This is a genomic window from Sorangiineae bacterium MSr12523, assembly GCA_037157775.1.
In the GTDB taxonomy this organism is placed as follows: Bacteria; Myxococcota_A; Polyangia; order Polyangiales; family Polyangiaceae; genus Pendulispora; species Pendulispora brunnea.
Genome location: CP089982.1, coordinates 3,146,450 through 3,158,683, shown reverse-complemented (window position 1 = coordinate 3,158,683; position 12,234 = coordinate 3,146,450). Strand labels below are relative to the sequence as shown.

General features: G+C 66.5%; 10 protein-coding genes. 1 reads left to right on the top strand and 9 read right to left on the bottom strand.

Annotation, left to right across the window (positions count from 1 at the left end; translation table 11 throughout):
* From LZC95_12865 to LZC95_12830, 8 genes are all read right to left on the bottom strand, one after another.
* Nucleotides 1-1,602, bottom strand: coding sequence for an ATP-binding cassette domain-containing protein (locus tag LZC95_12865; protein ID WXA97722.1), 1,602 nt, complete (start codon nucleotides 1,600-1,602; stop codon nucleotides 1-3).
* A 66-nt stretch (nucleotides 1,603-1,668) separates the two neighbouring features.
* The gene (locus LZC95_12860) at nucleotides 1,669-2,793 is read right to left on the bottom strand and encodes a hypothetical protein (GenBank protein ID WXA97721.1); all 1,125 of its coding nucleotides are present in this window, start codon (nucleotides 2,791-2,793) and stop codon (nucleotides 1,669-1,671) included.
* A gap of 478 nt (nucleotides 2,794-3,271) precedes the next feature.
* Nucleotides 3,272-3,553 (bottom strand): PqqD family protein, encoded by a 282-nt coding sequence (locus LZC95_12855; GenBank protein ID WXA97720.1) that lies wholly within the window; start codon nucleotides 3,551-3,553, stop codon nucleotides 3,272-3,274.
* Nucleotides 3,550-4,377 carry an ATP-binding protein gene (locus LZC95_12850; protein ID WXA97719.1) on the bottom strand — a complete coding sequence of 276 codons (828 nt, stop codon included), beginning with the start codon at nucleotides 4,375-4,377 and terminating at the stop codon, nucleotides 3,550-3,552. The genes LZC95_12855 and LZC95_12850 overlap by 4 nt, the downstream gene beginning before the upstream one ends.
* Nucleotides 4,374-5,822 (bottom strand): asparagine synthase C-terminal domain-containing protein, encoded by a 1,449-nt coding sequence (locus LZC95_12845; GenBank protein ID WXA97718.1) that lies wholly within the window; start codon nucleotides 5,820-5,822, stop codon nucleotides 4,374-4,376. Before LZC95_12845 ends, LZC95_12850 begins: the two co-directional genes overlap by 4 nt.
* Nucleotides 5,823-5,920: 98 nt before the next feature.
* A complete protein-coding gene (locus tag LZC95_12840; protein ID WXA97717.1) occupies nucleotides 5,921-6,493 on the bottom strand; it encodes a hypothetical protein in 573 nt (190 codons plus the stop codon).
* A gap of 208 nt (nucleotides 6,494-6,701) precedes the next feature.
* Nucleotides 6,702-7,838 (bottom strand): 50S ribosomal protein L11 methyltransferase, encoded by a 1,137-nt coding sequence (locus LZC95_12835; protein ID WXA97716.1) that lies wholly within the window; start codon nucleotides 7,836-7,838, stop codon nucleotides 6,702-6,704.
* 51 nt (nucleotides 7,839-7,889) lie between these two features.
* Nucleotides 7,890-8,663, bottom strand: a complete 774-nt coding sequence (locus LZC95_12830; GenBank protein WXA97715.1) for a hypothetical protein — start codon at nucleotides 8,661-8,663, stop codon at nucleotides 7,890-7,892.
* 218 nt (nucleotides 8,664-8,881) lie between these two features.
* Here LZC95_12830 and LZC95_12825 point away from each other — a divergent pair, with 218 nt between their 5' ends.
* Nucleotides 8,882-10,354 (top strand): Do family serine endopeptidase, encoded by a 1,473-nt coding sequence (locus LZC95_12825; protein ID WXA97714.1) that lies wholly within the window; start codon nucleotides 8,882-8,884, stop codon nucleotides 10,352-10,354.
* On the opposite strand, the gene LZC95_12820 is transcribed toward LZC95_12825, so the two are convergent.
* On the bottom strand, nucleotides 10,351-12,192 hold the full coding sequence (locus LZC95_12820) for a radical SAM protein (protein WXA97713.1): 1,842 nt from the start codon (nucleotides 12,190-12,192) through the stop codon (nucleotides 10,351-10,353). The two genes, LZC95_12825 and LZC95_12820, sit on opposite strands and share 4 nt — an antisense overlap.
* Between the last annotated feature and the right edge of the window lie 42 nt (nucleotides 12,193-12,234).

The window sequence follows — 12,234 nt, the reverse complement described above, 5'->3', positions numbered from 1 at the left end:
TCACGCAACCCGGCCGCGGTCGAGCACGACAACGCGATCGCCGAGCCGGATGATCTCGTCGGTGTGCGCGGCGATGGCCACCATGCGCCCTTCGGCCGACAACTCGTGCACGACCTTCGCGAGCAGCTCGACGCCCGCCCGATCCAAATTGGCATCGGGCTCGTCCAGCAGGACCAAAGGCTTGTCGTTCACCAGCACCCGCGCCAGCGCCAGCCGCTGACGCTCGCCCACGGAGAGCGCCCCGACATCGGCCGAAAGCGGCGCCTCGGGCTCGCGGCGGGCGAGCACCTCCAGCAGCCCCACACGCGACAGCGCACGCTCGATGCTCGCGTCCACCGCATCGGGGGCCACGATGGCGAATGCTTCGCGAGCGCTCCCGCGCGTCGGAAGAAACGGGCGCTGGGCCAAGTACGCAACGCTCTTGCGCCACGCATCGAGATCGAGCTCCGCGACGTCGACGCCGCCGCATCGAACGGTGCCCCCCTCGAGCGGGGCCACCGCGAGCAATGTCCGCAACAGCGTGGATTTCCCCGAGCCATTGTGCCCGCGCAAAATGAGAACGGTCCCCGGGTTCCACTCCAGATGAACGTCGTCGAGCGCCCGCTCGGCGGCGCCGGCATAGCGCACGGCAACGCCTTCCCACGTCACGCGCGCCGGCAGCGCCACATGCGACGTGCCGCGGCCCGTCGGCAGCGGCGCGCCACGAAGCAGCTCCGCAAACGGCGCAAAGCGCACCCCTTCCCGGGTCAGATCGAGCCAGTTGCGCCCGAGATTTGCCAGCGCGGGGATCGATGCGCCGAACAACGCGGCATGGGCGAGCATCGCCCCGGTGAGCTCACCGCCCTGCGAGCGCTCGAACACGACGACCGCACCGACGACGGACACGGCGACCGCCATGGGCAACCGCGACGCCAAGCCAATGAGCAGCGTCGACCGATACACGGCACTTTCCCACCGCTCCAAGTCGGCGCGCCGCCGAGCGCAAAACGGTTCGCGCATGCCATTGGCCACGATTTCCAAACGCGCCCCGATCGCAGCCACGAGGCCGTCCACCACGGGCCCGTACGCTTCCCACGTACGCGCCTCCTCGCGGCGCGCGATGCGGTTCGAGAGCACCACGCCTCCCGCGGCCAACGCCAGCACGAGGCCGCCGATGGCGAGCAGACGAACCGGCTCCACCACCGCGAGGACGGCGATCACGAGAATGGAGGCCGCCGCATCCGCGAGAAGCTCGGGCAACACGGTCGAGACGAGGGCCGTTCCGGACCAGATCCCGTCGAAGATGGCGGCCTCGGTATCCGCCTCCGCGACCGCGCTCGCGGCCAAAAGGTCACCTTCGAGCAGCTTGTCCACCGCGCGTCGATGCAGCCTCGCCTGGACGCGCCGGCGCAAGGTCACGCGTGCGGAGGTCCGCGCCACGAATGTCAGCGCCAGCCCCGCCGCCGAAAGCGATGTCGCCACCGTGGACCCGTGGAGCAACCACAGTGCCGTTCCCACGAGGACGAGACGCTCTACGAAGTGAAGCCCTGCATAGAGCCCCACCCAGAGCGCCTCGTCACGAGCGAGCGACACCAACGCTGCACGGTATCCACCCGCCATCATGCGCGAAACAGCATGTCACCGCACCGGGGTGCCCGAATGCCGGGCACCCCGTGATGGTCACGCTTCCTAACGATTGCCGTGATGCTGCTTGTGCGATGCCGCCGGGAGAAACTCCTGCGGTACGGCGCTCGGCTGGCCCACCGTCGCGGAACGGAGAGACGGGCCTCCGTCGCCTGCATCCGTTCCCGCATCCTTCAACCGGAGGCTGTCGCAGAACGGTTGCGTACCGAGGAGCGGATCGTTGGAGCAGTGGCCCGGATTGACGGTATCGGCGTCCACGTCCACGGTGACGCCGTCGCAGTAGCTCGTGCTGCACTCCATGTGCACGTAGCAACCCGCATCCAGAGGCGCCGGAGGCTGGCACACGTGCCCGCCGTCCTCGTCCCAACCGTAATACGTGTCGGCGTTCGCGCAGTAGCCCGGGTTGCCGCTGAGCATGTTTCCGCATTGCGCCTGCGGCTCGTAGAAGAAGTTCGCGGCGCCCGGACGCAGCGTTCCGGTTTCGTCGTATTGCCCGAAGTCGCACAACGCGTTGGTGGCCCGCGGAGCGCGGCACGTCCCCAGCGTGGTTCCGTTGGGCAAGCCGCCGTCAGCCAACTCGCAATGGCCCGGCGGGACGCACTCGGGGGAGCCCTTGCAACCCGTTTGTCCCTCGGGGATCGTTCCCACTGCACCCTGGACGCAATCGTCGTAGGTCTTGCGAAGCGCTCCGGCGGTAGCACCGCAGGTCAGCTTGTTGATGTCCTCGTAGCACTTCGTCGCGGCCTCGATGTTGAGCTTCATCTTTCCGCCATCGAGGAACGGCTGTGCGGGGTTGTTGAGCACCGCGCCAGGATTCGGCTTCGCCATGAAGACGCGCTTGCACTTGGCGTAGTCGAAATCGGTGCCGCCGCAGCAGAAGGCCGTCTTCATGCAGTAAAGTTCGGTGACCTGTTCGACGTATCTCTCGAGCGTCGGATACCCCGCGTCGAAGTTCGTGGTGGAATCGATCCCGCCGTCGCCCGGCCCTGTGTCGGGGCCAGCGTCGGTTCCCGTGTCCTTACCCGAATCGATCGTGGCATCGGTGCCGCCGTCGTGCGGCGGGTGGACGATGATGTCGTCGCTGCCGCACGCAGCCAGCAAAGCTCCGGCCGCGCCACACCCCGTTGCGAGAGAGAAAAGCACCCAACGTATGCGAGCTAAGTTCTTCATGAAGACCTCTCCTCGGTGGCCTCAACGTAGCATGCGCCGTGACAAGGCGATATGCGGGCGCCCTACTTACTCTGCAGCGCTTTCACTATCAACGTCGTTGCTCCGCGACACCTACGTGTTCATGCTGTGCGCGCCATACGACCTAGGCGCGCAATTTCCAAGCCTTGGACGTCGGTCGGTCGGATGGGTACAGTACTTACTTCCACCCACGCATGCGCAAAAATAGGCAAGGCTGTCTTGCCATTCGGGTCGACGCCGATGACCACCTCCGAGCACGGCAAACACGCCGCAATCGTGAGTGCGCGGCTCAGACAGGTACCGGCTCCGTCGAGTGCAGCTGCAGCATCACGCGCCTCGCTCAAACTCATGAATGGCGGCAGAAGCCGTCCGCACACGTCAGTAATTCGTTTTGCACGGCGCGGCTTGGCAATGCGAATAGCGATTCGCGCAATGCCGTGAAGGAGCCGAACCCGCAACATCAGATCCTTGGCTCCACCAAGCCTTTGGCAATCAGTTCATCGGTAAGCGCCACGAGATCCGCCAGCAGGCGCTCCGGCGCTGCCTCGTACCGAGGCGCGAGCTCTTTGGCAATTTCGGCACACGATTGTCCGCTCGCCAAGCCCCGCCAAAGGTGTGCGCCAATTTCGTTGATACCGAAGTAGTCGCCTTTGGCGAGATCCAGAATCACGAGCTCTCCGTCGAATTCGCGCACGTGCACATCGGCCCCCACGTGCACGCGTCCATCTGCCCCAATGCTCATGGTTTGCCTCTGCCCTCCGCGAGCGCGCGAAGCGCTTCGCTTGCCGCCGCGAGCTGCTCGATGCGGTATGGCCGCGCAAGCTCGTAGACGGGTACACACGAGACCAGTCGTGTGAGTTGCTCCAGCTCGCGCCGGTGGAGCTCCGGCTCGTCGAGGATGAACCGGACCACGCTGGGAACGAGCCCTTCGAGGGCGTCGTGCCCGCGAAGACGCCGCAGCGTTGGTGTGTCGATGTCATCGTCGAAGACCAGCATCACCAGCGCCCCGAGCGGCACTTGTCCCTGCGCCGCGCGAATGGGCGCGATCGGAACTTTGCCGAACGTCTCGTCGGCGTCGAAGCCGAGTGCACGCCGCGACTCCGGCAGAAGCCAGGATACGGGCTCGGTGGGTATGACGCCCGCGCCATGGTCGCCCAGCACGATGGCCAGAGTGTCGTCCGACACGAGCTCCGCGCCATGGTTCACGACCAGCTCGGCCACCGCCGTGGACTTGCCCGCATGGCTCTCGCCCACGCACGCGATTGCCCTGCCGCCGATGGCCGCCGCCGACGCGTGCAACGTGAGCTCGCCCGATACGTGACGGAGCAAGGCGCGCGCAAGCCCGCTGTGCAGCTTGTCGATCAATTCCGGATCGGCATCGGGGGCAGGCAAGAGCTCGCTCGAGCTGCCGTCACGCTCCGCCCTCAACGTACAGATACCTGGCCACTCGGCGATCAGCCGGTCGCCCTCGCGGCCGAGTCGAAAGCGGAGCTCGCCATCGGTATGAATTTCGCTCGTCCAGCGGACTTCGCCCGGAGGCATCGCCGAAAGCGTAGCACGGCTCATCGAAGGTCCCCCACGCGATGCCCGGCGACGAAAGCCTCTACGGCGAGCGCGGGCCAGACCTCCAACCAGCCGGGGCCCCAGTCTTCGGGCTCACGCGCCAGCGCATCGAACGCCTGGCGGAATGCCGAGGGCTCGACCAGGCCGAGCTCCGCGAGATGCGGCACGGCGGCGAGATCGGCGAAGGCCTCGAAACCGCCGGCGGCACGCACGGCCTGCGTCATGGCGGGTTCGAAGCGGGCCTTGTCGGTGCGCAGCCTTACCGAATCGGGCACGATGCCCTCCATGGCCGCGCGCATCAGGCCGCGCGTTCGTCCGCCGTAGAAGAGCAGTTCCGGCGGCAGGCTCGCGATGAAGGCGATCATCTCGTCGTCGATCAGCGGGTCGAGATGCTCGATCCCGAGTGCCTCGCGCAGTTGGCCGCGGAAGTCGAAGAACTCCATGAGGTGCGGCAAGGTGACGAAGCGCGTGTACCGCGCCGAGGGCGTGGTGGGCTCCGCCAACGCGGGACGATCCGTCACCCGATCCAGGTGCTCGCGCAGCACGGGCCCGGCCCACGCGACCGTGGTGCGTGCGCGAAAGCGTCGCCGCAGACGGCGCACCGCATGGGGCAGACTGCGCACGAGCAAGGGACGCACGACGAACTCCCACGCCTGGGTCCATCCTGGATCGCGCCAGGGGACGCGCACCGATGCCGCTTCGCGGAGCGCCCGCACCGCATCGCCGCGGAGGACCCGTTGCGGAAAGGTGCCGAGGCGTCCGTCGTAGAGATCATCGCCGCCGGCTCCGCTCCACACGACGTCGGCACCTTGCGCGGCCGCCGCATCGAGCATCAAGCCTTGGTCGCACACGTTGGGCCACGGGCAAGGCGCACCGTCGAGCGCCATCATGGGCCGCATGAAACGCCCCGCCTGCGAAGGCGAAACCCGAATGGGCACGATACCCAGCGCCCGCTCCAGATCGCGCATGTACGGGCGGTCATCGCCGGGGCCTGCGAAATCGAGCGCGATGGCCTTGATCTCGGCCCCGTTCGCACCGCGCGACCACGCCAAGCTGGTGGCCAGCAGGGTGCTCGAATCGACGCCGCCGCCCGCGAAGATGGCGATGCAGCGCTTTCCCTCCGCACGGCGTGCAACGACCGCGGTGAGCCGGCGACGAAGCTCGGACGCCGCATCTTCCCCGGTCATCTCGGGGGCCGGCTCCAGCGCGCGCGCGAGCAACACGCTGGTGCGCCGTCCATCGGGCCAGACGCGAACGGCATGATGCGAAGGCACGCGACGGATACCTTCGTAAACCGTCAGCGAGGCGTCTTCCGCGCTGGCAAGCGAGATGATCGCCGCAAGGCGGTCGGCATTCAGCCTCGGCCGGCGGCGAAGGCTCCCAGCCAGTGCGGCGAGGGAGCGGGAGGCAAGCACCCGGCCGTCCTCCGTTGCGTAAAATGTCGGCACGGAGAGCCCACGCCGCTCGAACAGCACGTCCCGATCGTATGACAGCACTCGCCCGGCGGGCGTCCGCGAGACGGAGATCGAGTCGCTCTCCAACGAAATCAGTCGCCCTTGGCTCGTTTCGCCTCGCCAAGCTCGGCGAGCTGACGCTCGAGCCGCGCAATCGTCTGCTGCTGCTCCTGGAGCGCGGCCAAAATGGCGGAAGCGAATCCGTAGATATCCACCTGCTTGCGCTCGACGACGAAGGGAGCGTCCGCGGCCGTATCCTCGACGATGATGCCCAGGCAGCGGTGGTCCGTGGGGTACGGCGTCGCGACGCCCTCCCGATAACGGTAGTTGGCAAGACGCAACGCCATGACCTCATCGGCCAGATGCTTGCGGGCGACGTCATCCAAGTACGCGATCTCTTCCTTCACCTCGCGCGAGGACATTCCCATGCCCATCATGCCGCCGCCCGTCTGGAACTGGCCCGGGCCGTCGCCGTTGTTGCCCGTCGGGCCCAGCGTGAGTTGGCGCACCGAACCGAGGTGCCGAAGCTGGGGCGGCACGTAGGCGCGACGCTCGACCCCGACCTCGACCTGAATAGCGCCCTGCGCCACACGGTTCTCGCCCGAAGCGTCAGAAGCTTGTCCGAAGTCCGCCGATCCAGTCGAAGCTCGTCGTTCGATTTCCATTCGTTCCCTCGGTCCCGGGCCTTGTCCCGCATACGATGCGAGGCCCCCGGCGAAAGTTCACCAAGCAAGTCGGCAAGTCGGCCGCGGGCTGCAACAAAGGACGAACCGGCTCGTGCGGACAAAAGCACGGCTCGGCGCATCGCGCAATGCGAGAGAGCGGCCCCCGCATGCCGATGGCGTAAAAGATGCCTCATGCGGAAAGTGGCCGTCACGTGTACTTCCGCAAGAGCGCCCGAATGGCGAGCAGGGCGGCCTCGTGGGACGGAAACTGCTCCGGGAAGGCTTCCGTCAGTCTCGCAGCCACCTCGTCGCGCGATGCCCCGGCGTGCAACCACTCCAAGGCCCGCAAGGTGTGAAGCCCCTGCGGGGAGAGCTTTCGCGGCCGGGGATCGTCCGCTCGGATGAGTTCATCCATGCGGAGGTGGGCGAAGAAGTCCGTCTGCCGGAACTCCTGCGGGGACGCACCGCCGATCTTCGTATTCCAAGAGAATACGTAGTCATCTTCAGTAGGTACAGCGGACAGCTGCACCTCGATCGGCGTCCCTTCCTCGAGTGCGACGGCCGAGGGCCAGGGAAAGAACGCGCGGCCGTGGATGCCGGAACTCCCCGGGCGATTCGAAAAATGGATGCCCTCGAGCAGCGTCGCATCGAACCAGACCGCGAGGCCATGGCCCGTGCCCGCACGCGCCGCGCGCAATGCCACACGCCCGCGCACCCCGTGCTCGGTCACACGCTCGTAATCGATGGTGGCCCACGTTTCGGGCTCGGTGAGAAGCTGCGGTTCGACGATCTCGTTCTCCCGAATCGCCACCCAACGGGACAGAACCGCCGCCGCACCGGCCGACGCGTCGAAGCCGTAGTGGTACTCCCGCCCCCACGGACGAAGGAGGCTCTCGTACAGCGAAGGCACTTCCACGACGCCGGCACGCAGCTCGTCGCGCTTCGGAAGCAGGACTCCCCCGGGCTTCAACCAACGCGAGCGTGCGTCGATGATCGTGGCGAGGCTCGACATGAAGGTGGGGAGCACGCCGCGCACGTCGGAGACGATGACATCGGCCTTCTCGGGAAGGTGCGCCACCGTGGACATCTTCGGGATGATCTCGACGCGGTCTCGAAAGCCATTGTCGCGCACGAGGGCGCGTGCCACATCGATGGCGGCGTTGGGCTCGATGGCATAAACCTTTCGCGCACCGAAGCGGCATGCAAGCAACGTGAAGATGCCCGTCGCAGCACCGAGGTCGACGACGACACTGCCTGGCTTCACCGACTGACGGAGGGCCTCTTCGTAGGCGCCCATGCGCACGCGGTCGGCGATCATGTCGCCGAAGTCACGCACTGTGTACATGGGCGCAATCTTTCTGCCTTCGCCGCGCCCGTCAAGGCATCTAAGCCGGGCCTACGGCTCTTTGGCGGCCGGACGCGGGAGGCCGATCAGCAGCGAACGCCGCGCTCCCAGGGGAAACGTGAGCGTCGCCCATGCCTCGCCGTGGGCTTCGACCCAGGTCAGGGAACCGCCGCACTTCATGGCGGTGCGCTTGGCGATGTCGATCCACATGCCCTGCCGCTCGTCGGGCGCGGGCACGGAGATCATCAAGCGATTGGCCTCGCGGCGCGTGCGCACGACGATGCGTCCTGCCCCGTCCATCGTTTTGGCGCGCAGCTCGATGAGGGCGCGCACGACCACCGCGATCTCCCCCGGCGCCGATTCCACGGTGGAGCCGTTGGCGAGGCTCTCGATGCCGGCGCCGTTGGTCGCGTTGGACTTGGTCACGACGAAGGTGTCCGACTTAACGTGCTCGGAGCCTTCGTGTTCAGCCACGACTTGAACCGCACCGGCTTCGTCGAGGCGCACGAACTTCACCGCTTGCTCGACCGCGTGCAGCGGATCGATGTCGGCCAAGCCATCCTCACGAGGAAAATCTGGCGGAAAGCGTTCGTGCAGCCGCTCGAGCAGACTGTCGGCGGCGAACACCTCTTCGTCGATGAGCGAGAAGAAGGTGCCCACCCTTGGGTCCTCGGCCTGGGGCACGCCCTCGAAGCGGCGCCGCAGCCAAAATGCGGCGTTGCGGATGTTCCCTAGACGGTTACGCAGGTCATGCCGCACCGAGGAGGCCAACTCCTCCAAGATGACGATCTGCTCGGCCGCTCCCAGCGGGTCCTTCGTCAACATCGCTTCACCTCGACGAGCCGCCTTTTCGCGCGTGAGGGCTCCATCCAAGAGTGTCGGTCGGGATGGCGACCGACGCTACCCACATTTTACCTCAGAGAGAACTATGCCGCCAGTTTGCATGTGCCCACCTTGTGAGCTTTCGTACGTGTCAGGCGCCGCGGCAGCGCGATTTGGGAAGGAACCCGGGACTTCCGATGTTCGGGGAACAGGGAATGATCATGCTGCCTCAATCTGGTTTTGCCGGTTTTACTAGCTCGTCTAGGTTCTCTTCGCTCGCCATCGTCCCCGCAGCCATCCTGGCTTTGGGCCTTGCCGGATGCCAACCCGCCGCCGCCGCACCACCTCCGTCGAGCGGCGGACAAGCATCCGCACCGTTCGCCTCGCCCCCCGTGCTTTCCGGTACCCCGGACGTAGCTACGCTGGTCGCAAAGGTGAATCCGTCGGTCGTGAACATCACCGCAGTGCACGATGTCAAGCAGCGCAGGATCCCCTTCCCGTTCGATTTCGGCGAGGTGTTCCCGCAGCAAGGGCGCCCCCGCGAGCGCGACAGTGTCACGCGGCAGCGGGCGCTCGGCACGGGATTCATCGTCGATGCGAACGGCCACATCGCCACCAACGCCCACGTCGTGGAAGAAGCCGATCGCGTGCGCGTGCGGCTCGCCGACAAGCGGGAGTACGACGCCAAGGTCGTCGGCCGCGATGCGAATTTGGATCTCGCCGTGCTCGAGCTGCAGGGCGCCCCGAACAAGGAGCTGCCCGTCGCTTCGCTCGGCGTGAGCGAGGGCGTTCGCGTGGGCGAATACGTCGTGGCCATCGGCAACCCCTTCGGGCTCGGGCACACCGTGACGATGGGCATCGTCAGCGCCAAAGGTCGCTCCATCGGGGCGAGCCAGTACGATGACTTCATACAGACCGACGCATCCATCAACCCGGGCAACAGTGGCGGTCCGCTCTTCGACTTGAAGGGCCAGGTGGTGGGCATCAACACCGCCATCAATCCGCAGGGCAAGGGCATCGGCTTCGCGATCCCCATCGACGCGCTCAAGGAGGTTCTGCCGCAGCTTCTCACCACGGGCCACGTCGCGCGCGGGCGCCTCGGGGTGAGCATCCAGGAGATCGATCCCACCCTGGCCAAGGCACTGGGGCTCGATCGCCCGAGGGGTGCGCTCGTGGGCGATGTCGATCCCGGCGGACCCGCGGACAAGGCCGGGCTGCGCTCGGGCGATGTGATCCTCGAGGTCGACAAAGACCAGATCGACGATGCGCAGGAGCTTCCGCGTGTGGTCGCGCGGCACGCCCCGGGCTCGCGGGTGACGCTGAAGGTGCTGCGCAACAAGAGCACGCAATCGGTGGACATCACCTTGGACAAGCTGAAGGACCCGGTCGCCGACAACGGCGATGGCGGCGATTCCGCCCCCGATGCACCCCGCAAGGGCAACGCCGCGCCCACCGGCTACGGCATCGCCCTGGGCGACGCTCCCGGTGGAGGTTCCCGTGTGCAACGCGTTCAACCGGGCGCGCCCGCCGACGAGCTGCTGGCGCCCGGCGACGTGATCATCGAGGTGAATCACCAGGCGGTGGCCAACGCCACGGAGACCGCCAAGGCGCTGCAGGCCGCCCCCAAGGGCACCGTGCTCCTCAAGGTGAAACGCGAAGGTCACACGAAGTACGTCGCGATCGACCGAAACTAGACGACGACCTTGAGCCGGGTACGCGTCTTGAGCACGTGCTGACTTCCTTCGACGTCGGGCGTGCGCAGGTAGGTGGCACTCGGCTCCGCCGGCAGGGCGATGGCGTTCCACGCCTTCCAGTCCTCGGGCAGTGGCCCTGGGAGCGTGGGCTGCACCGTGCGCTCGAGAAGCTGAAAATCGTGGCGCACGGTGAGCTGCAAGGGAAGCTTCCGACCCGGGCCCCCTTGTTTGAACCAGGCGCGCGCCGCGTTCACGTTTTGGATCAGGACGAAATGCTGCGGGTCGACCTTCGCCGCGTGGCTGAAGTGGTTCATCATCCCATCGAGATCGCCACGGGCGTGCGCGATGCACGCGAGGTGGTTGTGCACCAGGCCCGGTAGCGGATACCCGAGCTCCAGTGCCCGACGCACATGGTGCTCGGCGCCCTCCAGGTCTCCGGCGTGGTAAAGCGCCGCCCCCAAGTCCATGTGCGCGGCGTGGTAATCGCCGAGCCGCTCCAGGATGGCGCGGTAGTCGGCCACGCCATCGCGATGCACGATGCGCAGTCCGCTGTTGGCGAAGAACCACTCGTTCATACGGTGCGTGTCCTCTTCGGACGCGTCGAACGGCGTCTTCAGCTCCTGGAATGTCTCGGTGAAGAACACCTCGCGGTCGACGAAGCCCGCCGCCTCCGCATCGTGGAAGTCGCGCGTGCCCGGGTAAATCGACAGGCACGAGAAGATGTACTCGTGCGGCCGCGCCCGATCGAGAAAATCCAGAGTCTCCTGGAACGTGTGCCGCGTCTCACCGCGGTTGCCGAGCATCATGTAGTAGCGGACCTTGATGCCGACCCGCTTGGCCATCTCGGTGGACTCGAGGATCTCGTCCGGCGTGATCTTCTTGTCGATGGCATCCAAAATGGCCTGCGAGCCCGACTCGACCCCGAGGCTCAATCGCTGGCACCCGGCCAGGCGCATCTCGCGCAAGAGCGGCTCGGTGAGCAGATCCACACGGGTGTCGCAGCTCCAGAAGAATTGAAGCCCGCGCTCGCGGATGCCATGGCAAAGCTCGAGGACGCGCTTCTTGTTCGTGGTGAAGGTGTCGTCCTTGATCTGGAGCATCTTCACCGGCAGGCGTGCGAGCACACGCTCCAGCGCATCGAGCACGTAGCGCACCGAATGCCCGCGAAAGCCGCGTCCCCACGTGGTCTCCGCACCGCAGAAGGTGCAGGCCCACGGACAACCGCGCGACGTCATCACGATGTGCGTGTCGAAGTAGGTGTGCGGCGAAGCAAGCGTGTCCAAGTCGTGGATGGCCCGCCGCTCGGGCCCTTTTCGAATGGCATCCCCTTCGCGGTACACCGTCCCGGCAATGCCGGATGTGGGCTTTCCCAGCTCGAGGCGTCCAAGCAACTCGAGAAAGGTGGCATCGCTTTCGCCGAGCGAGACGGTGTCGATCTCGGGGTGGTGCTCCAGCATTTCCGTGGCGAGCGGCGTTGCGTGCGGCCCACCGACCACGATGTGTGCCTTCGGGTGGTGCTCCCGGATGCATCGCGCGGTGAGGGCCACCCCGCGGCGATTGGCCGTCCAGCACGACATGCCAAACACGTCGGCATCGAGCCCGGCGATGACTTCTTCGACCCGCGACCAGGCATAGGCCGACAGGTTGAGCACCTTGACCCGATGCCCCGCCCGCAGCGCCTCGGCCCCCAAGGTGAAGAGCCCGTAGGGCGTTTGGTAGAAGTCCGCGTCCAGATCCTGCGGCCGGTGCCCCGGCGGGGGGCCATCGTGGCCGTAGGAAACGGTCTCCTCGCGCGCCGCGATCTTCCAGGGGGGAGGGTAAATGAGGGCTATACGCATCCGCCAACGCGAATGTTAGCGGATGCGTACCGTGGTTGGACA

Excerpts from the sequence above, each read along its gene's own strand:
- LZC95_12865 (WXA97722.1), bottom strand. The coding sequence starts at position 1,602 with ATGATGGCGGGTGGATACCGTGCAGCGTTGGTGTCGCTCGCTCGTGAC.
- LZC95_12860 (WXA97721.1), bottom strand. The coding sequence starts at position 2,793 with ATGAAGAACTTAGCTCGCATACGTTGGGTGCTTTTCTCTCTCGCAACG.
- LZC95_12855 (WXA97720.1), bottom strand. The coding sequence starts at position 3,553 with ATGAGCATTGGGGCAGATGGACGCGTGCACGTGGGGGCCGATGTGCAC.
- LZC95_12850 (WXA97719.1), bottom strand. The coding sequence starts at position 4,377 with ATGAGCCGTGCTACGCTTTCGGCGATGCCTCCGGGCGAAGTCCGCTGG.
- LZC95_12840 (WXA97717.1), bottom strand. The coding sequence starts at position 6,493 with ATGGAAATCGAACGACGAGCTTCGACTGGATCGGCGGACTTCGGACAA.
- LZC95_12835 (WXA97716.1), bottom strand. The coding sequence starts at position 7,838 with ATGTACACAGTGCGTGACTTCGGCGACATGATCGCCGACCGCGTGCGC.
- LZC95_12830 (WXA97715.1), bottom strand. The coding sequence starts at position 8,663 with ATGTTGACGAAGGACCCGCTGGGAGCGGCCGAGCAGATCGTCATCTTG.
- LZC95_12825 (WXA97714.1), top strand. The coding sequence starts at position 8,882 with ATGCTGCCTCAATCTGGTTTTGCCGGTTTTACTAGCTCGTCTAGGTTC.
- LZC95_12820 (WXA97713.1), bottom strand. The coding sequence starts at position 12,192 with ATGCGTATAGCCCTCATTTACCCTCCCCCCTGGAAGATCGCGGCGCGC.